This window comes from Dyella sp. 2YAF14, assembly GCF_052114725.1.
GTDB lineage: Bacteria > Pseudomonadota > Gammaproteobacteria > Xanthomonadales > Rhodanobacteraceae > Dyella.
Genome location: NZ_JBFRFH010000001.1, coordinates 695,970 through 720,403, shown reverse-complemented (window position 1 = coordinate 720,403; position 24,434 = coordinate 695,970). Strand labels below are relative to the sequence as shown.

Annotated in this window: 21 protein-coding genes; 11 read left to right on the top strand and 10 right to left on the bottom strand. The window is 62.4% G+C overall.

Annotation, left to right across the window (positions count from 1 at the left end; translation table 11 throughout):
* The first annotated feature begins 89 nt into the window (after positions 1-89).
* From queA to AB4Y82_RS03395, 6 genes are all read left to right on the top strand, one after another.
* Positions 90-1,118, top strand: coding sequence for a tRNA preQ1(34) S-adenosylmethionine ribosyltransferase-isomerase QueA (gene queA, locus AB4Y82_RS03420; RefSeq protein ID WP_441602615.1), 1,029 nt, complete (start codon positions 90-92; stop codon positions 1,116-1,118).
* Positions 1,119-1,282: 164 nt separating this feature from the next.
* Positions 1,283-2,410, top strand: a complete 1,128-nt coding sequence (tgt, locus tag AB4Y82_RS03415) for a tRNA guanosine(34) transglycosylase Tgt (protein WP_441602616.1) — start codon at positions 1,283-1,285, stop codon at positions 2,408-2,410.
* A 357-nt stretch (positions 2,411-2,767) separates the two neighbouring features.
* Complete coding sequence (gene yajC / locus AB4Y82_RS03410; protein WP_441602696.1) at positions 2,768-3,103, top strand: preprotein translocase subunit YajC; 336 nt, start codon at positions 2,768-2,770, stop codon at positions 3,101-3,103.
* A gap of 86 nt (positions 3,104-3,189) precedes the next feature.
* On the top strand, positions 3,190-5,061 hold the full coding sequence (gene secD, locus AB4Y82_RS03405; protein WP_441602617.1) for a protein translocase subunit SecD: 1,872 nt from the start codon (positions 3,190-3,192) through the stop codon (positions 5,059-5,061).
* A 13-nt stretch (positions 5,062-5,074) separates the two neighbouring features.
* The gene (gene secF, locus AB4Y82_RS03400) at positions 5,075-6,040 is read left to right on the top strand and encodes a protein translocase subunit SecF (protein WP_441602618.1); all 966 of its coding nucleotides are present in this window, start codon (positions 5,075-5,077) and stop codon (positions 6,038-6,040) included.
* A gap of 303 nt (positions 6,041-6,343) precedes the next feature.
* Positions 6,344-6,811, top strand: coding sequence for a hypothetical protein (locus AB4Y82_RS03395; RefSeq protein WP_441602619.1), 468 nt, complete (start codon positions 6,344-6,346; stop codon positions 6,809-6,811).
* Between the two features lie 35 nt (positions 6,812-6,846).
* Here AB4Y82_RS03395 and AB4Y82_RS03390 read toward each other — a convergent pair whose 3' ends face one another.
* From AB4Y82_RS03390 to AB4Y82_RS03370, 5 genes are all read right to left on the bottom strand, one after another.
* Positions 6,847-7,962 carry a sterol desaturase family protein gene (locus AB4Y82_RS03390; RefSeq protein WP_441602620.1) on the bottom strand — a complete coding sequence of 372 codons (1,116 nt, stop codon included), beginning with the start codon at positions 7,960-7,962 and terminating at the stop codon, positions 6,847-6,849.
* A gap of 138 nt (positions 7,963-8,100) precedes the next feature.
* Positions 8,101-8,772, bottom strand: coding sequence for an N-acetylmuramate alpha-1-phosphate uridylyltransferase MurU (gene murU / locus AB4Y82_RS03385; RefSeq protein ID WP_441602621.1), 672 nt, complete (start codon positions 8,770-8,772; stop codon positions 8,101-8,103).
* A complete protein-coding gene (locus AB4Y82_RS03380) occupies positions 8,769-9,782 on the bottom strand; it encodes an aminoglycoside phosphotransferase family protein (RefSeq protein ID WP_441602622.1) in 1,014 nt (337 codons plus the stop codon). Before AB4Y82_RS03380 ends, murU begins: the two co-directional genes overlap by 4 nt.
* 227 nt (positions 9,783-10,009) lie before the next feature.
* Positions 10,010-11,347 (bottom strand): ammonium transporter, encoded by a 1,338-nt coding sequence (locus tag AB4Y82_RS03375; protein ID WP_441602623.1) that lies wholly within the window; start codon positions 11,345-11,347, stop codon positions 10,010-10,012.
* A complete protein-coding gene (locus AB4Y82_RS03370; protein ID WP_441602624.1) occupies positions 11,337-11,675 on the bottom strand; it encodes a P-II family nitrogen regulator in 339 nt (112 codons plus the stop codon). Before AB4Y82_RS03370 ends, AB4Y82_RS03375 begins: the two co-directional genes overlap by 11 nt.
* A 347-nt stretch (positions 11,676-12,022) precedes the next feature.
* On the opposite strand from AB4Y82_RS03370, the gene AB4Y82_RS03365 reads away from it, so the two are divergent.
* From AB4Y82_RS03365 to AB4Y82_RS03345, 5 genes are all read left to right on the top strand, one after another.
* Positions 12,023-12,457 (top strand): SUF system Fe-S cluster assembly regulator, encoded by a 435-nt coding sequence (locus tag AB4Y82_RS03365; RefSeq protein WP_046970009.1) that lies wholly within the window; start codon positions 12,023-12,025, stop codon positions 12,455-12,457.
* Positions 12,458-12,504: 47 nt separating this feature from the next.
* Complete coding sequence (gene sufB / locus AB4Y82_RS03360) at positions 12,505-13,986, top strand: Fe-S cluster assembly protein SufB (RefSeq protein ID WP_441602697.1); 1,482 nt, start codon at positions 12,505-12,507, stop codon at positions 13,984-13,986.
* A 73-nt stretch (positions 13,987-14,059) separates the two neighbouring features.
* Positions 14,060-14,830, top strand: coding sequence for a Fe-S cluster assembly ATPase SufC (gene sufC, locus AB4Y82_RS03355; RefSeq protein WP_441602625.1), 771 nt, complete (start codon positions 14,060-14,062; stop codon positions 14,828-14,830).
* Positions 14,827-16,146, top strand: coding sequence for a Fe-S cluster assembly protein SufD (sufD, locus tag AB4Y82_RS03350; protein WP_441602626.1), 1,320 nt, complete (start codon positions 14,827-14,829; stop codon positions 16,144-16,146). Before sufC ends, sufD begins: the two co-directional genes overlap by 4 nt.
* Positions 16,147-16,182: 36 nt before the next feature.
* Positions 16,183-17,430 (top strand): aminotransferase class V-fold PLP-dependent enzyme, encoded by a 1,248-nt coding sequence (locus AB4Y82_RS03345; RefSeq protein ID WP_441602627.1) that lies wholly within the window; start codon positions 16,183-16,185, stop codon positions 17,428-17,430.
* 59 nt (positions 17,431-17,489) lie between these two features.
* Here AB4Y82_RS03345 and AB4Y82_RS03340 read toward each other — a convergent pair whose 3' ends face one another.
* The 5 genes from AB4Y82_RS03340 to wecB form a co-directional block, all read right to left on the bottom strand.
* Positions 17,490-18,902 carry a radical SAM protein gene (locus tag AB4Y82_RS03340; RefSeq protein ID WP_441602628.1) on the bottom strand — a complete coding sequence of 471 codons (1,413 nt, stop codon included), beginning with the start codon at positions 18,900-18,902 and terminating at the stop codon, positions 17,490-17,492.
* A 77-nt stretch (positions 18,903-18,979) separates the two neighbouring features.
* Positions 18,980-19,738 (bottom strand): class I SAM-dependent DNA methyltransferase, encoded by a 759-nt coding sequence (locus AB4Y82_RS03335; RefSeq protein ID WP_441602629.1) that lies wholly within the window; start codon positions 19,736-19,738, stop codon positions 18,980-18,982.
* On the bottom strand, positions 19,739-21,877 hold the full coding sequence (locus tag AB4Y82_RS03330; protein ID WP_441602630.1) for a glycosyltransferase: 2,139 nt from the start codon (positions 21,875-21,877) through the stop codon (positions 19,739-19,741).
* 44 nt (positions 21,878-21,921) lie between these two features.
* Positions 21,922-23,028 (bottom strand): hypothetical protein, encoded by a 1,107-nt coding sequence (locus tag AB4Y82_RS03325; RefSeq protein WP_441602631.1) that lies wholly within the window; start codon positions 23,026-23,028, stop codon positions 21,922-21,924.
* Positions 23,009-24,184, bottom strand: coding sequence for a non-hydrolyzing UDP-N-acetylglucosamine 2-epimerase (gene wecB, locus AB4Y82_RS03320; RefSeq protein WP_441602632.1), 1,176 nt, complete (start codon positions 24,182-24,184; stop codon positions 23,009-23,011). The genes AB4Y82_RS03325 and wecB overlap by 20 nt, the downstream gene beginning before the upstream one ends.
* Positions 24,185-24,434: the final 250 nt, after the last annotated feature.

Sequence of the window (24,434 nt, the reverse complement as noted above, 5' to 3'; positions counted from 1 at the left end):
GCGCCTTGTCCTGGCCTCGCCACGCCCCCGGCCGAGGGCCCGCCGCGGGTTTTGCGCGATAATGGCCTATTCGACGCCAGTATCCCGCCGTGAAGAAGACCGATTTCGATTTTGAGTTGCCGCCCGAGCTGATTGCGCAGGCACCGCTGTCCGAGCGTTCGGCCAGCCGCCTGCTGGTGCTCGACGTGGATGCGCAGTTGCGCCAGGACCGCATGTTCCGCGAACTGCCGACCTTCCTGCGCGAGGGCGACCTGCTGGTGTTCAACGACACGCGCGTGCTGCCTGCGCGCCTGTACGGTCGCAAGGACACCGGCGGTCAGGTGGAAATCCTGATCGAGCGCGTCACCGGTGCGCACGAAGCCACTGTGCAGCTGGGGGTGAGCAAGAAGCCGAAAGAGGGTGGCCGCATCGAGCTGGCTGATGGCAGCCATGCCGTGGTGCTGGGGCGCGACAACTCGTTCTTCCGTCTGCACTTCGAATCGCCCGAACCGCTGGAAAGGCTGCTGCTGAAACTCGGCGAAATGCCGCTGCCGCCGTATATCGAACGCCACGCCGATGCCAGCGACATGGAGCGCTACCAGACGGTGTTTGCGCGCGAGCCGGGTGCGGTGGCGGCGCCCACGGCCGGCCTGCATTTCGATGAGGCGATGCTGGCGACGCTACGCGAGCGCGGCATCCAGTTTGGCTACGTGACCCTGCACGTGGGCGCGGGCACCTTCCAGCCGATACGTGCCGATGACATCAAGGATCACCAGATGCATCGCGAGTGGCTCAACGTGGGCGCGAGCCTGGTGGAGCAGATCCGCCGCACGCGTGCGGCCGGCGGTCGCGTGATCGCGGTAGGCACCACCGTGGTGCGTGCGCTGGAGAGCGCGGTGCGCGACGGCGAACTGCAGCCGTTCGCGGGGGAAACGCAGATCTTCATTTTCCCGGGCTACAAGTTCAGCAGCATCGACGGCTTGCTGACCAACTTCCACCTGCCGCAATCGACCCTGCTGATGCTGGTGTCGGCGCTGGCGGGGCGCGACTTCATGCTGGGCTCGTATCGGCATGCGGTGGAGCAGAGGTATCGGTTTTTCTCGTATGGCGATGCGATGTTGATTTTGCCGAGGGGTTGAGCGGCAGCGGCACAACCCTCCCCTGTGGGAGCGCACCCTGTGCGCGACCGCCACGCGTGGGTGTACCGCTTCGTAGGCTTGTCGCGCACAGGGTGCGCTCCCACAGATTCTGCATTTTTTGGCTCGGAAAGCACGAAATCGCCGGACAGGCGATAATTCCCCCTATGACTTCCATGACTTTCGAACTCCAGGCCACCGACGGCGCGGCCCGCCGTGGCCGTCTCACATTCGACCGCGGCACGGTGGAAACGCCGGCCTTCATGCCGGTCGGCACCTATGGCTCGGTGAAAGCGATGACCCCGCGGGACGTCCGCGAGATCGGCGCCGAGATCATCCTGGGCAACACCTTCCACCTGTATCTGCGCCCCGGTCTCGAGGTGGTGGAGCAGTTCGGCGGCCTGCACAAGTTCATCGGGTGGGACAGGCCGATCCTCACCGATTCCGGCGGTTTCCAAGTGTTCTCGCTGGCGCACAAGCGCAAGATCACCGAGGAGGGCGTGGCCTTCGCCTCGCCGGTGGATGGCTCCAAAGTGTTCCTGTCGCCCGAAGAGTCCATGCGCATCCAGAAGGTGCTGGATTCGGATATCGCGATGATCTTCGACGAGTGCACGCCGTATCCGGCTACGGAGAAGGTGGCGTCCACCTCGATGGAACTGAGCCTGCGTTGGGCTGAGCGTTCGCGCCGCGCGTTCGACGATCTGAAAAATCCCAATGCGCTGTTCGGCATCGTGCAGGGCAGCGTCTATGAAAACCTGCGCCGTCGCTCGGCGGAGGGTCTGGTGAACATCGGCTTCGACGGCTACGCCGTGGGCGGCCTCGCCGTGGGCGAGCCGGAGGCCGAGCGCAACCATGCGCTGGATTTCACCGTGCCCATGTTGCCGGCCGACAAGCCGCGCTACCTGATGGGCGTGGGCCGTCCGGAGGACATCGTGGAAGCGGTGCGCCGCGGCATCGACATGTTCGACTGCGTCATGCCCACCCGCAATGCACGTAACGGCTTCCTGTTCACCGCCGAAGGCACGCTGCGCATCCGCAACGCCAAATTCGCGCTGGACACCCGCGTGATCGAGGAAGGCTGCGACTGCTACGCCTGCAGCAACGGCTTCAGCCGCGCCTACCTGCGGCATCTTGACCGCTGCAACGAGATCCTCGGCAGCCAGCTGGCCACCATGCACAACCTGCGGCATTACCAGCGCCTGATGGCGGGGCTGCGCGAGGCCATCGCAGCGGGGAAGCTGGAAGACTTCGTGGCGGAGTTCTATGCACGCAGGGCGGGTGGGGTGGTGGCCTGAGCCTGAGGTTGGCGACGACTTCCCAGCTCGTCATTCCGGCGCAGGCCGGAATCCAGTGGCGGTATGGCCTGGTTTTCGCCTCAACGTAGAGCCTGCCCAGCGTTCTCGCGAAAACCCGCCTATATCGCTACTGGATTCCAGCCTGCGCCGGAATGACGAGCTAGGGATGGCTCTCCGGGGAACCTTCTGCCCCTCGCCCCGGTCCAGCCCTTGCAAACTACGCCCCCCGACGCCAGAACCCTTCACGGGCGGGCCTTGCAGCGCATGCAGGGGCCGGGGGCGCGTGGCATAATCCACGATCTTTTATCAGGTGTTGTCAGAAAACTCTGGCAATACCGCTACTTGCGAGACGAGCTGATGACTTTTCCGATGTCCTATGTGATTGCCCAGGCCGCTCCCGCAGCCGCTCCGGGGGGAAATCCCCTGATGAGCCTGGCCCTGCCGATCCTGCTGCTGGTGGTCATGTTCTTCGTCATGATCCGCCCGCAGATGAAGCGTCAGAAGGAGCACCGCGCCATGCTGACGGCCCTGTCCAAGGGTGACGAAGTGGTCACCAACGGCGGTATTGCCGGCAAGGTGGAAGAGATCGGTGAGAGCTTCATCACGGTCGAAATCGCCCCGAACGTGAAGATCAAGGTGCAGAAGGGCGCCGTGCAGCAGGTCCTGCCCAAGGGCTCGCTGAAGTCGTCCTGACGACTTGCCGGAGCGGAGGGGCTCCGGTCCACCGAAGCATTGCTCGCCACGGCTGCCTCAGCCGTGGCTTTTGACGGATTCAAGGCATGAGTGATTTTCCACGCTGGAAATATGCGCTGGTCGCCATCGTATTGGTGCTCGGTATTGTTTACGCGTTGCCCAATGTGTTCTTGCCGGTGCCTGCCGTGCAGATCACGGCCAACCGCAACGGGACGGTTGACCAGTCGATCGAACAGAAGGTGGTCGACGCGCTGAAGAAAGCCAACGTCGCCACGACCGGTGTCGAGCTCAATGGCGATCACCTGCTCGCCAGCTTCGCCAATGCCGACGTGCAGAAGAGCGCAGCCGATGCCATCAAGGCCTCGCTGGGCGATGACTACACGGTGGCGTTCAACCTGAAGTCGACGGTGCCGCATTGGCTGACGTCCATCGGCGCGAAGTCGATGCCGCTGGGCCTGGACCTTCAGGGCGGCGTGCACTTCCTCATGGAGGTCGATCAGAACGATGTGATCGACAAGCAGGAAACGCGTTACGCGGACGACATCCGCAGCCTGCTGCGCGAAAAGAACATCCGCTACGACTCGGTCGTGCGCAACCCGCAGCGCGGGCAGGGTGTGTCGGTGGTGCTCAAGTCCGCCGCCGACCGCACCGCCGCCGGCAACGCCATCACGGCGGATTATCCCGATCTCGCCGTGACGGACGGCAACGCCACCGGCGATCGTTTCCCGCTGAACGCGGCGGTGCGTCCGGACAAGGCGCGTGAGCTGTCGCTCAACACCATCCGCCAGAACCTGGGCACGCTGCGCAACCGCATCAACGCGCTGGGCGTGTCCGAGCCGATCATCCAGCAGCAGGGCGACAGCCGCATCGTGGTCGAGCTGGCCGGCGTGCAGGATACGGCCGAGGCGAAGAAGCTGATCGGCGCCGTGGCGACCCTGGAATACCGCTCCGGCTACGGCACGCCGCAGCAGGCGGTGGACGCTGCCCGCACCGGCATCGTTCCGCCCGACGCGCGCCTCTACAAGGATCGCGACGGCCGTCCGTATCTGCTGAGCAAGAACATCATCGTCACCGGCGACCAGTTGGTGGATGCTTCGTCCAGCTTCGACCAGCAGAGCGGCAGCCCGGCAGTGTCGGTGACGCTCAATGCGGCCGGCGCCAAGAAGATGCTCGACTTCACCACCAGCAACGTCGGCAAGCCGATGGGCGTGGTGTACGTGGAGCGCGTGGTCGACACCAAGGTGGTCGACGGCAAGGAAGTGCGCACGCCGAAGGTCACGGAAGAAGTGATCAACTACGCCACCATCAACGGCGTGTTTGGCAAGAACTTCCAGACGACCGGTCTGCGCAGTCCCAAGGACGCCTCCGATCTTGCGCTGCTGCTCAAGGGTGGTTCGCTGGCGGCGCCGGTGGACATCGTCGAAGAGCGCGTGATCGGTCCCAGCCTCGGCCAGGACAACATCCAGAAGGGTCTGCGCGCCGTGACGCTCGGCCTCGCCCTAGTGCTGCTGGCCGCTGCGTTCTACTACAAGCTGTTCGGTCTCGTGGCCGACGTGGCGCTGTTCTTCAACCTGGTGATCCTGATCGCCGTGATGTCGGCGGTCGGCGTGACGCTGACCATGCCGGGCATCGCCGGTATCGTGCTGACGCTGGGTATGGCGATCGACGCGAACGTGCTGATCTGCGAACGCATCCGTGAAGAACTGCGCAACGGCTCCTCGCCGCACGCGGCGATCCGCGCTGGTTACGACAAGGCGTGGGCCACCATTCTCGACGCCAACGTTACCCACCTTATTGCCGCACTCGCGCTGACCACGATGGGCTCGGGCCCGATCAAGGGCTTCGGCGTGACGCTGCTGATCGGTATCCTGACCTCGATGTTCACCTCGGTCACCGTGACGCACGCGATCACCGCGCTGATCCATGGTCATCGCAAGCTCAAGACGCTGTCGGTCTGAGGAATAAACACAAATGGAAATCTTCAACCACAACGCCAACGTGAACTTCCTCGGCATGAGGAAGTTCAGCGTCGGTCTCGCGATCTTGCTGATGGTCGCGTCCATCGTGCTCATCTCGGTGAAGCACCTGAACTACGGTCTGGACTTCACCGGCGGCGTGTCCATGGTGATGGACTACGACAACGCGGTGCAGGTCGGCGAAGTACGCGACGCGCTCGAAAAGGGCGGCATGGAGCATGCGCTGGTGCAGAGCCTGGGCGGCACCAAGGAAGTGTCCATTCGCCTGCAGCCGAAGGACGATCCGAACTCCGGCGTCGCCAATGGCGGCAAGGTTAACCTGGACAAGATCGCCGACGACGTCACCAAGGCCCTGCAGGCCGCGCGTCCGGATGCCAAGCTCAAGAGTCGCGACTACGTCGGCTCCGCCGTGGGCGAAGAGCTGCGCAGCGACGGCATCGTGGCTGCCATCGTGGTGGTGCTGGGCATCGGCTTGTACCTGGGTATCCGCTTCGAGTGGCGTTTCGCCGTGGCGGCCATCGCCACCGAGGCCCACGATGCGCTGGTGACGGTCGGCATCTTCGCGTTGACGCAGCGCGAGTTCGACCTGACGGTGCTTGCCTCGGTGCTGGCGGTGATCGGTTACTCGATCAACGACAAGGTGGTGGTGTTCGACCGCGTGCGCGAACTGTTCCGCCTGGCCCGCAAGGCCGAGCCGGAAGAGATCCTCAACCGTTCGATCAACAACACGCTGTCGCGTACCATCATCACCGCGCTGTTCACCGGCATCACCATGGCCGCGCTGTACTTCTTCGGCGGCCCGGCTGTGCACGGCTTCGCCATCACGATGCTGATCGGTATTCTGGTGGGTACGCTCTCCTCGATTTTCGTGGCGAGCCCGATCCTGCTGTGGCTGGGCGTGTCCAAGCAGGACCTGATGCCCAGGACCAAGGAAAATCCGGAGTTGGCGCGTCGTCCGTAACTGGCTCGCTGCTTTCGCTGAGAAGAGGCCCGGGGATTCCCGGGCCTTTTTCTTTGTGTGACTTCCAGGCTGGCCCATGTGCGTGCAGGACTTCCCCGATTGAAGGTCGCCTGCGCCGAACACTAGGATGGGCCAACACTGTCTCGGCCCTCTCGCATGTTTCGCGCTCCGAACCTCTGGAATGAATTCTTTGCGATCGTGCTGAGGCAACCCAGGCCAAGCGCCAAGGTGGCGGCAACGTTTCCGGAAGTCCGACGTTTCAGTACGTCGAATGGACCGGTCAGCAGCGTTGTGGTCCCCATCATGATCATCGGACTGCTTGGCGACATCCCGCTTTCATGGGTGCTGGTGTCGCTCTGCCACCCCGCCCATCCATGGTTGATCCATGGCATCGTTTTTATCGCCGGGCTGTATGCGGTCGGATGGGCATTGGCGGTGCGCAGCACAAGCTGCTCGATTCCCCATGCAATCGATGAGCACGCGCTGTGGCTAGGTGGTGGCATCCATTACGGCGGGAACATCCCGCGATCTTCCATTCGCCGCGTCCTTGCGTTCCACGAATCTCGTCAGGCCTGGGCGGGGGGCCATCAAATTCCCCTGAGCGATGTGCTGGTAGTCAGTCGACCCGATGCTCCCAACGTGGCAATAGAACTTGAGGAATCGGCCATGACCCAGGTGCGTTTGAGCCGTAAAGGGAAGGACGTTGCTGCACGCCGCTGGATCCTGCTGTACGTGGACCGCCCCGGCGAGTTTGCGACGGCAGCATCCTGAGTGGAGTCGCTGCGGGGACACGGCGAGGCAGATATCTAAGCGGTCTCAGTGGAGGCCTGAACTCCGGAAACACCGGCCGAAGTTTCTTCCACAGCATGCGCCGGCTGCAGCACATGATGGGCCAACCCATGCAGATCCAGTTGATCCACCGGTATTGGGCGGTAGTCGGGGCCGAAGGCCACCTCGCCGAACTTCCAGCCCGACGGCCGGCGCACCGCGCCCCAAAAACGCTTGGCCGCGTTCCAGTGCAAGCCAACCAGGCCATGGTTGTTGTCGTCGTCCACCATCGGATCGCCCACGCCGGTGGGGCGCAGCGGTTCGTTGTACAGCGCGGTGCCGAACAGCACATCCCAGATCGAGAAGACCTGGCCGAAGTTGCAGTTGTGCAGTGTCGGACGAGTCGGGTCGACCAGCATGTGGTGAAGGCGGTGGAACTTCGGTGACACGAATACGCGGTTGAAGACCGGGCCGAACGCGATGCGCACATTGGCGTGCGAGAAGTTCTGCACCAGTTCGCCCATCAGCACCAGCCAGGCGAACTGCTCGGGCTCCACGCCCATCACGATGCCCACGCTGGCAAGGATCATCGACTGGATGAAGCCGTCGATCAGGCTGCCGCGATCATTGGTCCAGCAGCTCATCTGGCGCGTGCTGTGGTGCATGCTGTGCAACGCCCACCACCACGGCAGGGCGTGCTGCAGGCGATGCATCCAGTAGTACACCAGGTCGTAGATCACGTAGTAGCAGCCGAACAGAAGCCACGGATGCTGCTTCAGCCACGGCACCCAGTGCGTGATGGCGAGCGGCGAGGCGCTGGCGTCGCCGGGGCCGGTGTCCGGTCCGCCAAAGTAAGTGGCGATGGGCGTGAGGATGAGAAAGCTGAAGATCGGAAAGATGCCGACCAGCATCAGCACGGTGTACTGGAAGTCGACCTTGGTCAGCTTGCGGTGTTCCCAGCGTTCCGCCGGCACGACGCTTTCCAGCGGCCGGAAGATCAGGCCGATCACACAGAGCTGGAAGGCTGCGATCAGCAGCGAGCCGGAGATGTCGTTCGGATCGCCGGCGAGGCCTTCCAGATGCAGGAACTGCAGCACCGGTAGTACGCCGTGGCTGGCGAACCAGCTGACCAGATGGGACCACAGTTCGGACATCGTCGACACCTTGCGAGATTACGTGTCGGTCCTGCAGGCGGGGAGCGGAGCGGGGCGCTACAGAACCGGGCAGTTCAGGATACCGCCGGCTGCCGGCCGCATCCATCCGGCAGGATTTTGCGGCAAGCCACCTTTCGCTTAGCTGCCGCGCAAATGCGCGTCCAGCTCCGTCAATTGGGCCGGATTGCCCAGGTTGCGCCAGAAGCCGTCGTAGCACTCGCCGCTAAGCTGGTCGGCGCGCATGGCTTGTTGATACAGCGGCAGCAATTTGAAGCGACCGGGTGCGTGCCCGCGCAGGAATTCGGGGCGATAGACGCCGACATTGCCGAAGGTGAGCCGCTCGCCTGAACCGTCTTCGTGGAGCTGGCCCTGATCCAGCACGAAATCGCCCGTGGCATGCCAGTCAGGATTGGGCACCATCACCAGGTGTGCCAGGCCGGATGGCTCAAGCGGCAGCGCGGCATAGTCGTAGTCGCTGTAGATATCCGCGCTAACGGCGATAAACGGCTCGGGTCCCAGCAAGGGCAGTGCGTTGAGCATGCCGCCGCCGGTTTCCAACGGTGTGGGACCTTCATAGGCGTAGCGGATGCGCAGACCCCAGCGCGAACCATCGCCGAGCACATCGGGAAATTGATCCGCCAGGTGCGAGGTGTTGATCACCACGTAACGCACATCAATGGCAGCCAGTTTTTCCAGATGCCACTCGATCAGGCGCTTGCCGCCCACTTCCAGCAAAGGCTTGGGCGTGTGATCGGTGTGCGGTCGCATGCGTTCGCCCAGGCCGGCGGCGAAGATCATGGCGTGTCTCATGCGGCGGCCACCTGGGTAAGATCGCGACCTTCCGCATGCTGCTTCAGCAGCGCCACGAAGTCCGTCAGTTCGGGATAGCGCTCCGCCACCGACACCACGTAGTGATACACGCGCGGCACGTCGGCGAGGTAGCCAGGTTTTCCATCGCGGTACCACAGGCGATAGAACTGGCCGAGCACGCGGATATGGCGATGCATGCCGGTGAGGTCGAACCAGCGCAGGAAGCGTTTGCCGTCGATCTTTTCATCGATCACGCCGGCGGTGAGCAGGCGCTGCCGATACGACTCGACCCAGCCTTCCACGCGCTCGCGCGGCCACACGATGTAGGCATCGCGCAGCAGCGAGGCGAGGTCGTAAGTGATCGGGCCGGACAGCGCGCCCTGGAAATCGATGATGCCGGGATTGTTGTGATCGACGATGAGCAAATTACGGCTGTGATAATCGCGATGCACGAAACGGCGCGGCTGTTCCAGCGTATTGCGGATGATCACGCTGAACGCGGCTTCGAGCACATCCCATTCGTCGCAGGTGGGCGTGTAACCGAGGTGTTTGCCGAGAAACCATTCCGGCATCACTTCCAATCCGCTTACCAGGCGTGCGTGATCGAACAGCGGCAGATCGGCGTGGTCCATGCGGGTCTGCATCAACAGCAGCGCATCCATGGCGTCGCCATAGAGGCGATCGGCGCTGTCGTCGTTCAAGGCGGGCAGATAGAGCTGCGTGCCGAGGTCTTCGATCAGCAGGAAACCTTGCTCGAGATCCGCCGCATGCACAGCGGGCACGTGGATACCGGCCGCGGCTAGTCGTTTGCCCATGGCCAGCCAGGGGCGCGGATCTTCCAGGGCGGGCGGCGAATCCATCACCACCCAGCTCTTGCCGTCATAGTGCGTGCGCCAGTAGCTGCGGAAGCTGGCGTCCGAAGAGGCGGAAACGAGTTCGAGCGTAGCGTCGCCAAGGGCGGAGCGGGTCCAGGCGAGGCGGGCGGCGGCGCGGTCGGGAACGGTGGTCATGGTCGGCTGGACGTGGCGATGAGAGAAGCTTAGCGGGTATTCGCCTCATCTTGCCGGGAGCCAGAGCAGGGCTGAAATCTACCGTGGGAAATCTACTGTGGGAGCGCACCCTGTGCGCGACGAACCTACGGAGCGGCACATCCAGGCGCCGCGTCGCGCACAGGGTGCGCTCCCACAAATGAGCGAACCCCTCTGCCCAAAAGGAAAGAGGGGATGAGAGAGCGCACTCACGACAGGTTGTACGCCTTCTCCTCGTGCAGCGAGAGATCCAGGCCAACCTGCTCCTGCTCATCGTCCACACGCAGCCCAATAGTCCAGTCAATCAACTTCAGGATAAGCAGACTCAACACGGCGCTCCACACCACCGTAAAGCCCACGCCTTTGGCCTGTATCCACAACTGCCCGAACAGCGATTCCACCGTGCCGAAGCCGCCGAGCTTGGGCGAGGCCAGCGGGCCGGTGAGCAGGGCGCCGATGATGCCGGCGATGGCGTGTACGCCGAACACATCCAGCGAGTCGTCATAGCCGAACTTGTGCTTGAGGCGCGTGGCGCTGAAGAAACAGACGACGCCCGCTATCAGGCCCAGCACGAGCGCGCCGCCGGGTCCGGCCGTGCCAGCGGCAGGCGTGACAGCAACAAGCCCCGCAACCGCGCCAGAAACAATGCCCAGTACGCTGGGCCGCCCATGCACGATCCATTCGATCGCCAGCCAGCCCAGTGCGGCGGCGGCGGTGGCGACCTGCGTCACCAGCATCGCCATGCCGGCGCTGCCGTTGGCGGCCACGGCCGAGCCGGCGTTGAAGCCGAACCAGCCCAGCCACAGCAGGCTGGCGCCCACCACGGTGTAACCCAGGTTGTGCGGCGGCATCGGCACGTTGGGATAACCGCGGCGCTTGCCAATCACCAGGCAGGCCACCAGGCCCGCGATGCCCGCGTTGATGTGCACCACCGTACCGCCGGCGAAATCGAGCACGCCCAGATCGCCGAGGAACGAACCCGGTCCGCTCCACACCATATGCGCCACCGGCAGGTAGACGATGGTCAGCCACAGTCCGCTGAACCACAGCAGCGCGCTGAACTTCATGCGTTCGGCGAAGGCGCCGATGATGAGGGCGGGCGTGATGATCGCGAAGGTCAGCTGGAACATCACGAACACGCTTTCGGGCACGGTCTGATAGCGCGAGTCAGGTTTCAAGCCCGCAAGAAACACGCGATCGAGTCCACCGATGAACGAGTGCAGGTTGGTCACGCCAGCCTGCATGCCTTCCGTGCTGAAGGCCAGCGAGTAGCCATAGACCATCCACAGCACCGACACCATCGCGGTGATGGCGAAGCACTGCATCAAGACCGACAGCAGGTTCTTCGCACGCACCATGCCGCCGTAGAAGAGCGCGAGCCCCGGAAGCGTCATCAGCAGCACCAGCGCGGTGGCGGTGAGCATCCACGCGGTATCGCCGCTGTCGATATGGGTGGGCGCGGCGGTGGTCTGTGCCCAGGCAGATGAGGTGGCCAGGAGACCGAGGAGAGCGAGCAGGGGGCGTGAGGTCTTCAGGTCAAAGCGCATCGACGTCGACCTCCTGCGTGCGAATGCGGATGGCCTGTTCCAGCTCGCTCACGAACACCTTGCCGTCGCCGATCTTGCCCGTGCGCGCGGCGGTGACGATGGCCTCCACCGCCCGGTCGAGCTGCTCGTCGGCCACGGCCACCTCAAGCTTGAGCTTGGGCAGGAAATCCACCACGTATTCCGCACCCCGGTACAGCTCGGTATGCCCGTGCTGGCGGCCAAACCCCTTCACCTCGGTGACGGTCATGCCCGTCACTCCCACCTCGGTCAGCGCCTGGCGGACATCGTCCAGCGTGAACGGTTTGATGATGGCCGTAATCCACTTCATCCCCAACGCTCCCCGTACGGTAGATATGTCGCGGTGCAGCAGGATGCGTGCCATGAGCGCTGCGCTGGCGCTGATGGTTCCTCACCGTCATTCCAGCGAAAGCTGGAATCCAGCGACTTTCAAGGGGTTGGCGGGGAGGCAAGGGCACTGGATCCCTCCCTCCGCAGGGGTGACGGTGAGGGGATGGGGGATGTTTCCGTCAGCCGGCCGCGTGACCTTGCCCGGAAAGGGGGCGTTCTCCCCAGGACAAATCCCGCTTTTGGTGCATTGCCGCGGTTTGACCCCACCGGCATTAATCAGTACCATTTTGGTACCGATTCCCCGCAGTCTCTCTGGCCGATTCCCCCATGCTCCGCGTCAGCCGACTCACCGACTACGCCACCGTGGTGATGACCTGCATCGCCGCCCATCCTGACGACGTGCTCAGCACGGCGCAGATCGCCGACGAGGCGCGCCTGGAGCTGCCCACCGTGAGCAAGCTGCTCAAGTCGCTGGGTCATGCGGGTCTGGTGGAGTCGTTCCGCGGCGTCAACGGCGGCTACCGCCTGGCGCGCCCGGCGGATGACATCACCCTGGCCCAGATCGTGGAAGCGCTCGAAGGCCCCATCGGGATGACCGAATGCAGTCTCGCCGAAGGTCAGTGCGATCGTGAATCGCTGTGCGGCGTCCGCTCCAACTGGCAACACGTCAACAGCGTCGTGGATAGCGCGCTGCGTGCAGTCAGCCTGTCCGACATGCTCAAACCACCCAGTCGTCGTATCGACGCCAACCTGATCGGATGACCGCCAGGCCATCCATGACGACCGCCCACGACGACACGAAGAACACCATGACCATCGAAACCACCGAACGCAGCGACCTCTCCGCCACGACACTTCGCGACAACGCCGAAGTGGCAGAAGCGCTGGGTCGTCGCTACGAAGCCGGCTTCGTCACGGACATCGAGACCGAGTATCTGCCGGCCGGTCTGTCCGAAGACATCGTGCGTCAACTTTCCGCGCTCAAGAAAGAACCCGAGTGGATGACCGAGTGGCGCCTCAAGGCGTATCGCCACTGGCTCACCATGCCGATGCCGGACTGGGCCAAGTTGAATCTGAAGCCGATCGATTACCAGTCGATCAGCTACTACGCCGCGCCCAAGTCCGGCCCGAAGTCGCTGGACGAGGTCGATCCGAAGCTGCTGGAAACCTACGACAAGCTGGGCGTGCCGCTGCACGAGCGCGCCAAGCTCGCCGGCGTCGCGGTCGATGCAGTGTTCGATTCGGTCTCCGTAGGCACCACTTTCCGCAAGGAACTGGCCGAAGCCGGCGTGATCTTCTGCTCGATGAGCGAAGCCATCCGCGAACATCCCGAACTGGTGCAGAAGTACCTGGGCAGCGTGGTGCCGACCGGCGACAACTTCTTCGCCGCGCTCAATTCGGCGGTGTTCTCCGATGGCTCGTTCGTGTTCATCCCCAAGGGCGTGCGTTGCCCGATGGAGCTGTCCACCTATTTCCGCATCAACGCCATCAACACCGGGCAGTTCGAGCGCACCCTGATCGTGTGCGAAGACGACGCCTACGTGTCCTACCTCGAAGGCTGCACGGCGCCGATGCGCGACGAGAACCAGCTGCACGCAGCGGTGGTTGAGCTGGTGGCGCTGGAGCGCGCGCAGATCAAATATTCCACCGTGCAGAACTGGTACCCGGGTGACGAGAACGGCGTCGGCGGCATCTACAACTTCGTCACCAAGCGTGGCGACTGCCGCGGCAACGATTCCAAGATTTCGTGGACGCAGGTGGAAACCGGCTCGGCCATCACCTGGAAATACCCGAGCTGCGTGTTGCGCGGCGATCGTTCGGTGGGCGAGTTCTACTCCGTCGCGCTCACCCATCATCGCCAGCAGGCCGACACCGGCACCAAGATGATCCACATCGGCAAGGGCACCAAGTCGAAGATCGTCTCCAAGGGCATCAGCGCCGGCCGCAGCAACAACAGCTATCGCGGTCTGGTAAAGATAGAGAAGGGCGCCGAAGGCGCGCGCAATTACACGCAGTGCGATTCCCTGCTGATCGGCAAGAAGTGCGGCGCGCACACTTTCCCGTACATGGAAGTGAAGAATCCCTCCGCCATCGTCGAGCACGAGGCGACCACATCGAAGATTTCCGACGACCAGCTGTTCTATTGCCGCAGCCGTGGCATCGGCGAGGAAGACGCGGTGTCAATGATCGTCGACGGCTTCTGCAAGCAGGTCTTCCGCGAGCTGCCGATGGAGTTCGCGGTGGAAGCCAAGAAGCTGCTGGAAGTGTCGCTGGAAGGCGCGGTCGGCTGATCGCCGCCATCGCTGCATCCGATCCTTATTTTGAACATGCGACGCCCCGGCGTCGCCCACTGAAGAAACCGTCATGCTGAAGATCGAAAACCTGCACGCCCGCGTCGAGGGCAAGGACATCCTCAAGGGACTCACGCTCAGCGTGAACGCCGGCGAAGTGCACGCGATCATGGGCCCCAATGGCGCGGGCAAGTCCACGCTGGGCAATGTGCTCTCGGGTCGCGACGGTTACGAAGTGACCGAAGGCTCCGTCACCTTCAACGGCGTCGATCTTCTGTCGCTGGAGCCGGAAGAACGCGCCGCTGCCGGTGTGTTCCTGGCGTTCCAGTACCCGGTGGAAATCCCCGGCGTCAACAACACCTACTTCCTGCGCGCCGCACTCAATGCGCAGCGCAAGCAGCGCGGTGAGAAAGAGCTCGACTCCATGCAGTTCCTCAAGCTGGTGCGCGAGAAGCTCAAGGTCATGCAGATCTCCGACGAGCTGCTGCATCGCGCGGTGAACGAAGGTTTCTCCGGCGGCGAAAAGAAGCGCAATGAGATCTTCCAGATGGCCGTGCTGGAGCCCAAGCTGGCGATCCTGGACGAGACCGATTCGGGCCTGGACATCGACGCGCTCAAGCAGGTCGCCCAGGGCGTGAACGCGCTGCGTTCGGCCGAGCGCGGCTTCCTGGTCATCACTCATTACCAGCGCCTGCTCGACTACATCGAACCCGATTTCGTGCACGTGCTGGCGGATGGCCGCATCGTCGAAAGCGGCGACAAGACGCTGGCACTGAAGCTGGAAGCGCAGGGCTATGCGTGGGTGAACGACAAGGATCCCGCGCTCACTGGAGCCTCGGCATGAGCGAAGCCCAGCGCACGCCCTTCGTCGAATCGCTGCTGGAGGCTGCCGCTCAAGCTCAGCTGCCGGGCAGCGGCATCGGCTGGCTGGATGCCGCGCGCCGCGAGAACCTCGATGCCTTCGTGGCCGGCGGCCTGCCGGATACGCGTATGGAGGCGTGGAAGTACACCGCGCTGCGCGCGCTGGCTCAACGGCGATTCGCTGCCGGCGATGCGCAGGCGTCCACGCGTGCGATCGATATCGACCGCTACGCGCTGGCCGGTATCGACGGTCCGTCGCTGGTGTTCGTCAACGGCGTGTTCCGTCAGGATTTGTCTGGCGTGGACAACCTGCCGGCCGGCCTGACGCTGCAGCCGCTGTCGCAGGTGCTGCAGGGCGATGCCGAACCGCTGCGGTTTGCCTTGTCGCGTCACTATCGCGATGGCGGCGACGTGTTCGCTCGCCTCAACGCCGTGCTCGCCGGTGATGGTGTGGTGCTGCGTGTGGCCGCTGGCACCAAAGTCTCCAAGACCGTCCGCGTGCTGTTCATCGGTGCGCCGGCGGATGCCGCGCTTGCATCGCATGTGCGCCAGGTCATCGAGCTGGGCGAGGGCGCTGAGCTCTCCCTGGTCGAACAGCACGTGGCCACCGATTCCCATCAGAACCTCGGCACCCAGGTCACCGATATGGTGCTGCGCCAGGGCGCCAAGCTACGTCACGTGACGTTGCAGGATGCTTCCGACGCCAGCACCTTGGTGCGCCATGACAGCCTCCAGCTGCATGCCGAAGCGCACGCGGCAATGTATGTGCTGGAGCTCGGCGGCTCGCTGGTGCGCCACGACCTGCACGCCGTGCTGGCAGGCGACAAGTCGCGCCTGGACACGGGCGGCGTGTTCGCCCTGCGCGGTCGCCAGCATGTGGATACGCAGATGTCGATCCGCCACCAGGCGCTCAATACGACGTCCGAGTCGGTATGGCGTGGTGTGGCCGACGAGCGTTCGCGCGGTGTGTTCCGCGGTGCCATCGTGGTGGCCGAAGGCGCCGACGGTAGCGACGCCAGCTTGAGCAGCAAGAATCTCTTGCTGTCGGCCCAGGCCGAGATCGACACCAAGCCCGAACTGGAAATCTACGCCGATGAGGTGAAGGCGGCGCACGGTGCCACCGTGGGCCAGCTCGACGAGCGCTCGCTGTTCTATCTGCGCTCGCGCGGCATCCCGTTGGCCGAAGCACGCGCCATGCTCACCGCGGCCTTTTGCCGTGCCGTGTTCGAGTCCCTGCCGGACGAGGGGCTGCGCGAACACATCAACGAACGACTGATGGCGCAATTGCCTTCCGCCTGACCGGCGGCCCGACAGCAATCAGGCGAAACGAACACGATGAACGCACAGACCAAGCCGAGCCCGACCGTTTTCGATGTGCAGCGCATCCGCGCGGATTTCCCGCTGCTGTCGCGCACCGTGCACGACAAACCGCTGATCTATTTCGACAACGCCAATACCAGCCAGAAGCCGGAGAGCGTGATCGAGGCAGTGGATGCGCACTATCGCCATCACAACGCCAACGTATCGCGCGCCGTGCATCTGCTGGGCGAAGAGGCGACGGCAGCCTATGAAGGATCGCGCGACAAGCTGGCCCGCTTCATCAACGCCACCTCGCGCAATGAGCTGATCCTCACCTCGGGCACGACCCAGGCGATGAACCTCATTGCCTACAGCTATGCGCTGCCGCGCCTGAAGGAAGGCGATAGCATCCTCACCACGGTGATGGAGCACCACGCCAACATCGTGCCGTGGCAGATCGCCGCCTCGCGCACCGGCGCCACGGTGAAGGCAGCCCCCATCGACGAGCGCGGCGAGCTGATCCTCGAGAAGTACATCGAGATGCTCACCCCCGATGTGAAGCTCGCCTGCGTTACGCACGTTTCGAACGTGCTGGGCACCGTGAACCCGGTGCGCGAGATCGCGCGCGAATGTCGCAAGCGTGGCATTCCCCTGGTGGTGGACGGCTCCCAGGCGGTGCCGCATCGCCCGGTGGACGTGCAGGCGCTGGGCTGTGACTTCTACGCCTTCACCGGCCACAAGATGTTGTCGCCCACAGGCACCGGTGGCCTGTGGGCGCGCAAGGAACATCTCGACGCGATGCCGCCGTTCTTCGGCGGTGGCGAGATGATTCGCGAAGTGAGCTTCTCCGGCACCACCTTTGCCGCTGCGCCACACAAGTTCGAAGCGGGCACGCCAAATATCGCCGGTTTCGCCGGCGTCACTGCGGCGATCGACTACTACGACTCCGTAGGCTTCGAAGCCATCCATGCCTGGGAGCAGCAGCTGCTCTCCTATGCCACGGAGCGCCTGCGCGAAATCCCCGGCCTGCGCCTGTTTGGCGAGGCGAAGGAAAAGGAACCGGTGATCTCGTTCCTGATCGAGGGTGCACAGGCCACCGACCTGGCCACGCTGCTCGACCTTCAGGGCGTTGCCGTGCGCTCGGGCCACCACTGCGCCCATCCGCTGATGCAGTTCTTCAAAGTGCCGGCCACGCTGCGCGCTTCGTTCGCGTTCTACAACACGCGCGAAGAGATCGACGCCTTCGTGACCGCGCTGCTCAAGGTGCGCAAGCTGCTGATGTGAAGCGGCTTGCGTCAGGGTAGAGGGCGACGCATCGGCGCGCCTGCGTCATATTGAACCGGTCAGGGTATGGCGCTCGTTTGGGTTTGCGCGATCGCCGTGAGGCTTGCTTCGATCAAGGCAAACCCAAGATCGCGAGAGTCATCGCCAGTGCCTCGGCGCAAGGGGCAGTACATCTGGGATGTTTCCAATTCAAGAATCACCTGGCCCTGGGCGTGCACACGCTTCTCGAATTGAACGTCCACCATCTCCCCGCTCTCGTTCGTCCATGTCTTGAGAGCAACGCCATTCGCCTTCAGCGTTAGTACGTTGGCGCTGCCTTCTCCAGGCGGCAGCAATCCACTGAACTTCAATTGCACGAGTCCTCTGCCGAGCAGGGCGATCTTTGCTCGTTGGCTGCTCCAAAAAATGGATTCAAGATCCGGGCTATGCCAGCCATAGACCAGGCCGGAACGTCCGGTGGCGGGCGCGATGACGGCGCCAGGAAGAGGTGCTGGAGCCGACACGACTTTGTAGGAGCAGTTTCGGCATCTGGTGTCCCTGGCATGGAAGTAATCAGCTCTGAAGGACACATAGGAGGGGCTGTTCCAGATCTCCGACAAGCTGTGTTGGGTCAGTCTGCCCATGACAATCTGGTCGCGCACTTCGCATGTCACGACTTCACCGCCAGCCAGAATATGCACGGTATTCCATGGATCTTGTTCGCAGCCGTGAATCCGTGCATCGGACAGCAATGGCCACGGATAGGTGCAGGCGTCCTCCCGTAGCGGGGTGGGCTCCATCAACTCCGGCGTTGAGACGCGGAAGGATATCTCCGGATGCCGGTGCTCTTCGCCTCCAAGCGTGGCGCGCAGGTCCGCGAGAAAACTTGGCTTGAGGCGATCGCCATCGAGTTCGTCGTCGAATGTCTCGGGAATCGGGTCACGCCTGATCACGGGATGAATATCCACGCGCGACACGCCGATGGCAGATGCGTAATCGGCGACGGCGCCAAGATCCCGCAAATTACGCTGCATGGCGACGAATGCAAAATCGACCGCCATGTGATGCGGTGCAGACTTTGACAACTCGACGATGCGTTCGATGCGGGCTTTCATTTCGTGCACATCGCTGAAGCGATAGATCTCCTGGAACCGAGTCTCGTCCAGTGTGTGCAGCGATATCGTGAGACGTGACAGGCCCGCCTTAGCCAGCCCATCGACGCGGTGCCAAGGTAGTGAGGCCAGGGCGGTTACCAGTTCGACCTGGGCGCCGGTACCAGCTGCAAGCTCGCATGCTTCGACGACATGGGGATAGTGCGACGATTCGCCGGAGTAGTTCAGCCGAATGACTTCTGGTTGCCCGAGCTCCCGAATGAGCTTTTTCAGCAGCTCAAAGTCCATGTGCTGGCCTTTCCCGCGGAGAAGCTTTCTGGAGCAGAAGACACAATCGAACGGGCAGCGCGAGGTCAATTCGATCCAGACGATGCCTGGCATAGCCCGAGTCCTTACCTGGGAGGGGCTATCCTGATTTTCCGGAAGGCGGGTCCAATGCCTGAGTCTGTCGAGAATCTTCATGCCTGCCTCAGGGCCATGGTGGCGAAGCGTGCCCCATCCGTCGGATTTTGGGCGTGATAATCGAATGTGACGTTGTCAATGGCCAGGCCGCCACGCATTCCAAGCGCAACGAGCTCCTTGACCGTGTATGGCCGAATCGTTTCGTTGGTTTCGATGGTCTGGACCGCGTGTTCTTGCTTGTTTCGAATGACGTAGCGGCGTTCGATCCGGTGTCGTCCACATGGAAGGACGGTAATGCGTTTGCTTCTTTCCAGCGCACCGTCTCCGTATTCACGCCGGTAATCGAAGGTGAACTCAGCGTACTGCTGGATTGGCCTGGGGATAAAGGCATCCAGGATGATCATGCCGCCCGGTTCAAGCCGTTCGCCCAGGCTTCGTAGCACTTGGCCTGCGACGACCTCGTCGTGCAGATAGGTGATCAGCGAATAGGCCAGGATGATGCAGCGAAACCTGCCGGTGATACCCAATCTGGATATATCCATCTGCAGGATCGAAGGCTGGAGCCCTTCACTGTGCGCGTCCCTCTTTAGTTTGGCGAGCATTGGACGTGAGCGGTCTATGCCGATCACATCGATGCCGGCCCGGATCAACGGGAGCAGAATTCTCCCGGTGCCACAGCCTAGCTCAAGGGCGCGGCCACCCAGATTTTGGGCCGATGAGACATACCAGGCGATGTCGTCAAAGGGCATGCTTCTCCCCATGTCGGTCTCGTAGATATCCGCAATCTGGTCGTAACCCCAATCCTGTTTGTCCATTCACGACTCCATGACATGCGTATACAGGGATTGCAGGTTGGTTGCCGCTGCGTCCCATGTAAATGCGTCGAGATGCTCGAGCTTCGAAGACTCGAGTGCATGCCGTAGCTCAACGTTTCCCAACAAAGTGGCGATGGGCTCGAGCATGTTCGCGACATTCTCCGTCAGGACCAGCCCACCTAGATCTCGACCGGTGAAACCACGGGCCCCATCGACGGTGCTGACGCAAATCCTTCGGGCAAGCAACGATTCGATGAGCTTCACTGAGGAACCCTGGGTATCGGTCAATGGGTTGATGGTGAGGGAGCATCGCTCGAGCCATGCGGACGGCTCTTCGTATCGCTCGCGCAGTTCGATGCCGTCCTGCTGGAATCTCGGATCGCCTTTGACGTCGGCTGATACGTCGGCGCAGAGGATGGTAAGTCGCAGGTCAGGGAATCGACGCTTCAATTCTGACCAGCACAGGTCGATGAAAGAGGTTATGCCAATGCGATTTGGTGCATAACGGAACGGGCCGGCAAACAACAGATGATTTTCTGGCGATGGGGTGGCGCCCGGGCGCCGGTCGCGCGCGCCGTTGGGGACAAGCGTTGCTTCTACCGGATCGAGCAGGCGCCGGTCATCATCGGTGCATATGACCACTCCGTCATATTGAGGGAGCAATTCATTCCGAAAGCCAGTCGCTGATGAGCTGCCGGGTTCGACATCGTGCAAGGTCAGAATCCAGTGCGAGTCACGATCACGTTCCTCCACCAGCTGCGCGAGTTCCATGAATTCGATTTGCACGATGTCGGGCGAATAAAGCGCCATAAGACGGCGCAGCTCTGACCGCAGTCCCGGCCAGGCATGTCGATTCATTCGGTCAGTCATGGCAAGAGTGGCCTCGCCCTCGATGTCTCCGCGGCCCTCGACCAGGTGTACTGCGTAGAGTTCCGAGAACCACTCGCGCGAATCTTCGCCATAAGAGGATCGTTCGTCGGAAAGGAGGATCACGTCAAATCGCAGGGATATTCTTCTGATGATCTCTGCAATTCTCCTGGCCCCGCCATGCGCCGGCGGATACAGAGCAAACGGCGATACCAGAAGAAGTCGCGGACGGCGTTGGTGGTTCGCCAGTGGCATGGCGGCGTGCCATTCATCCGTGCATAGGCGTTCATAAGCAAACCCGCGGGAACGTGCCTTGGCGACCGCTAGTCGTGCCTTCAACGCGCGCAGGGCGACGCCAATTCCGGCGAGCTCGCGACGACTCGCTGCGGGCAGTGCAGCAACTCGATGCAGTTGCGCGCCAGGGAGGTGTCCGGTCAAAGCATTGCGCAGATCGAACAAGACGGCGTTGCGGCGGACGATGCGTTCGATCTGCGCATCGTCGTAGTACTTGCCGATGGTGCTGCGATGGTGGTGATATGCATGCGAGTCGGGGCAGAACAGTACTTGCCAACCGTCTGCCCAGGCTCTGGCGCCCCAATCGGCGTCCTCCCAGTAGAACGGCGAATAGTCACTTGCGTCGCAGACATAACGACGCAAAACATCCGTTCGATATAGGGACGACCCACCACCGGCGTAAATATGGGCACGGATGAGCGGGCCATCGTCGGGCGTTCTATCGTAGATTTCCGGGTGCCCAGTGTTGCCGTGGAAGTCTGTCCAGCCCGTCTCCTCTCGCCGGCGCTTCTGGTCCACAAAAAATATTTGAGATGCGGCGGCGAATACCTCGGGCCGGCGATAAGCGAGAATCTGCTTGAGGGCGTCGGGGGCCAGAACCATGTCACTGTTGAGCAGATAGCACCAATCATGCTCTACAAGTTCCAGGCCCGCGCTTATCGCTCGTCCGTAACCGAGCGGATCGCGTACGTGGCGCCAGGTTACCGCGGTGAATTCTTCTTGCAGGCTGGTGTAGTCGGATTGGCTGACGCCGTTGATCAGCACGATGACCTGGCATGGCTCTTGGATTTCTGCGCACGCGCGTCTCAGAGCTTCCAGTGTCTGCTTGAGCAGGTCCGGCGTACCGCGTTCGGCAATGACGACGCTGAGGCCGGGGGTGTGACTGCCATGTACTTCGCGTCGCGGCCAGGAGGAGGGTCGCGATGCGAGGAGATCGGCCAGTCGAAGGCAGATATAAAGGGGGATGAATCGCCACATCCATGGCTGTGTCCACCAGTGACGCAGACCGCTGGCCCTGGACCTCATACGAGGAGCTCGGCGCACATGACATGGTGATTAGAGTCTGGTTCGGAGTACCAGCGCAGGGCCTGCTCTGCAAACATCGCCGTCCAGGTGTTCGCTTCATGGGTTTGAGCGTCCGAGTCGAAAGCGATTCTTCCCAAGGCGTCCACTCTGGTGGACAGGAGTCTTGCCAGCTTCTCGAGTCGGACTTCGCGCGCTGGGTCTTCTTGTTTGTGACCAAGCAACAGTCCGAGTCGAAGTGCCTGTGCCGCCACGTCGTTTCGATGGGTATTTTCACCCTCGCCGATGTCGGAGGGGAATGTCTCCGGCATGGCGCCATCCATCCGCTGCAGGAGCAGACACTTCGAAACGATCTGGCTAGCTGCCTCCCGTTCCCGGGCTCCGTATCGGAGTAGTCCCTCCGCGAAATAAAGCGAGGGGTGGAGCATGTCTGACATTGCCGAAAAGCCCGTATGACCGCATCGTTCAAGATGCGCCCTGCATGCGGCGAGCAAGGATTGAGGCCGGAAGTCGAGGTCAGTCGCGAGATCGACGGCAGCAGTCGCCTTCAACAGGAATGGGCCCGATGTCGTCGACCAGCGCACAGGCACTGACGTTGCACCCGTATGCGGACGAACCGCTTCGACGCATCCGTCGTGTGTAAACAGCGACAACTTCGACATCAGGTTCGCCAGCAGCTCGTCGCTCACGAGGGCGATGTTTCGTGCTCGTATAGCCAGGGCGCCACGTAGCACCATGGCTTGGTCGAAGAAGAATTCAGCCTGATTGCGCCAGTCGGCAGGTGCATCGTGCAACGGGATGCGTGTTGCTGGATTGGCAGCGCCTGAGAATTCTCGCTGAATCCAGTCCAGGCAGCGGGTTGCGCGGTCAGCGACCAGAGGGATGGGAGCCGAATCGCCCAATCCTGCCAACCAAAGTAAGTAGTAGCCCGAGATCTCGGCATAGATATAACTCGCGCCCTTCCGCTCGTCGACGCTTCCAGCGACGCCGCCGGCATGAGCGCCGTCTTGCGTTTGAGCGGGGCCATGGAGAAGCCAGCTGCGCAGACGTGAGCTGGCAGACCGGGCGGCTTCCTGGGTCGCTGTATCAATTGGATTGATGCGCATAGAGAGAATGACTTTGAGGCTCTTCCAAGGGGGATGCTGCTCGCGCCAATGTCGCCAGATGGACGGCTATCCGCTGGCCCGCGCGGCCGTCCCCATTGGGAGATGATTCGGTGAAGGGCATGCCATTGGCGCGAGGGGCGGCAAGGATGCGCAGAGCCGCCACATAGATGTCGTGCGCTGTTGTTGCCTTGATGAGGGTGGAGTTGCCCAGGGCGGCCTCCTCGACTCGCTCGGTGTTCCGTCTCACGATGAGGGTAGGGGTGCCGAGATGAGGAGCTTCTTCCTGTATGCCGCCAGAGTCAGTGATGACCAGCGCAGAGCGCCGCAGAAGTGCGATGAAGGATGCGTACTCGAGAGAATCGGTCAGGTAGACGCCATCGTGCCCGGCCAAATGATGGGAGAGTTGTGTCCGCGTCATGGGGTTTGCAGGCATGGGACAGACGGCGATGAGGTCGCGTTGCGTACTGACCAGCCGTTTCAGCGCCGTGCTGACCTCACGAATGCCATGGCCCCGATTTTCACGGCGATGCAGCGTCAGCGTGACAACGCGTTGTTCTGGTTCAACGGGAAGGGGGAGCGGTGCTTCCCCCTTTTCCAGCTCGTCGCGCAACAGATCGATGATCGTATTTCCGGAACGGACGATGCGCGAAGGCGAAATGCCTTCACTGCGAAGATTGGTGGCCGCCAATTTCGTCGGCGCGAAATGCATCGACGCGATCCGGCTGATCTTTCTGCGAAAATGCTCTTCGGGAAAAGGATGATGCGGATGATCCGTTCGGAGTCCTGCTTCGATGTGGGCAAGGGGGATGCCTAGATCGCGAGAAGCCATGGCCGCCGCGTAAGCGGTAGCCGTGTCGCCCTGGGCTACCAGAACATCCGCTCCAATTTCAGTGGCCGCAGAGCGGATGTTTGCTCTCAGTTTGCGAACATGATCGAAGAGAGAGGTGCCTGCCACCTGTGACTTCCGGATGTCACAATCAATCCCCAATTGCTTCAAGATCCGGTCGACCACGGCTTCATGCTGGCCGCTGTTCATGACGATCGAATGGCAGCTCCCGAGTGCTTTGAGCGCTCGATGGACGCTTGCCAACTTGAGGCATTCCGGACGGGTACCAAAGACCAGGAGCACCTTGCCCTGTGACATTGAACGGCTCAAGCGGCGACATCCTCAAAGCAGTCTGGCTAATCAGTCGTGAGATGCCGACCCTGTCTGATCAAGGCCTGGTCCGTGTACTTCGCTTTTCCCGATTATGGCAATTGAAGTCGCTCTACGAAAGGTGCTTCCGCCTGCCTCTATCCGCTGAGGACGTAGGCGGTCGGCGATTGCTCGATGGCGGTGATAAACCGAATATCGGAGGTTTCGCCTCCGGCGGGTTAGCGCCACATCGGGAGCTCGTTCAAGCTCT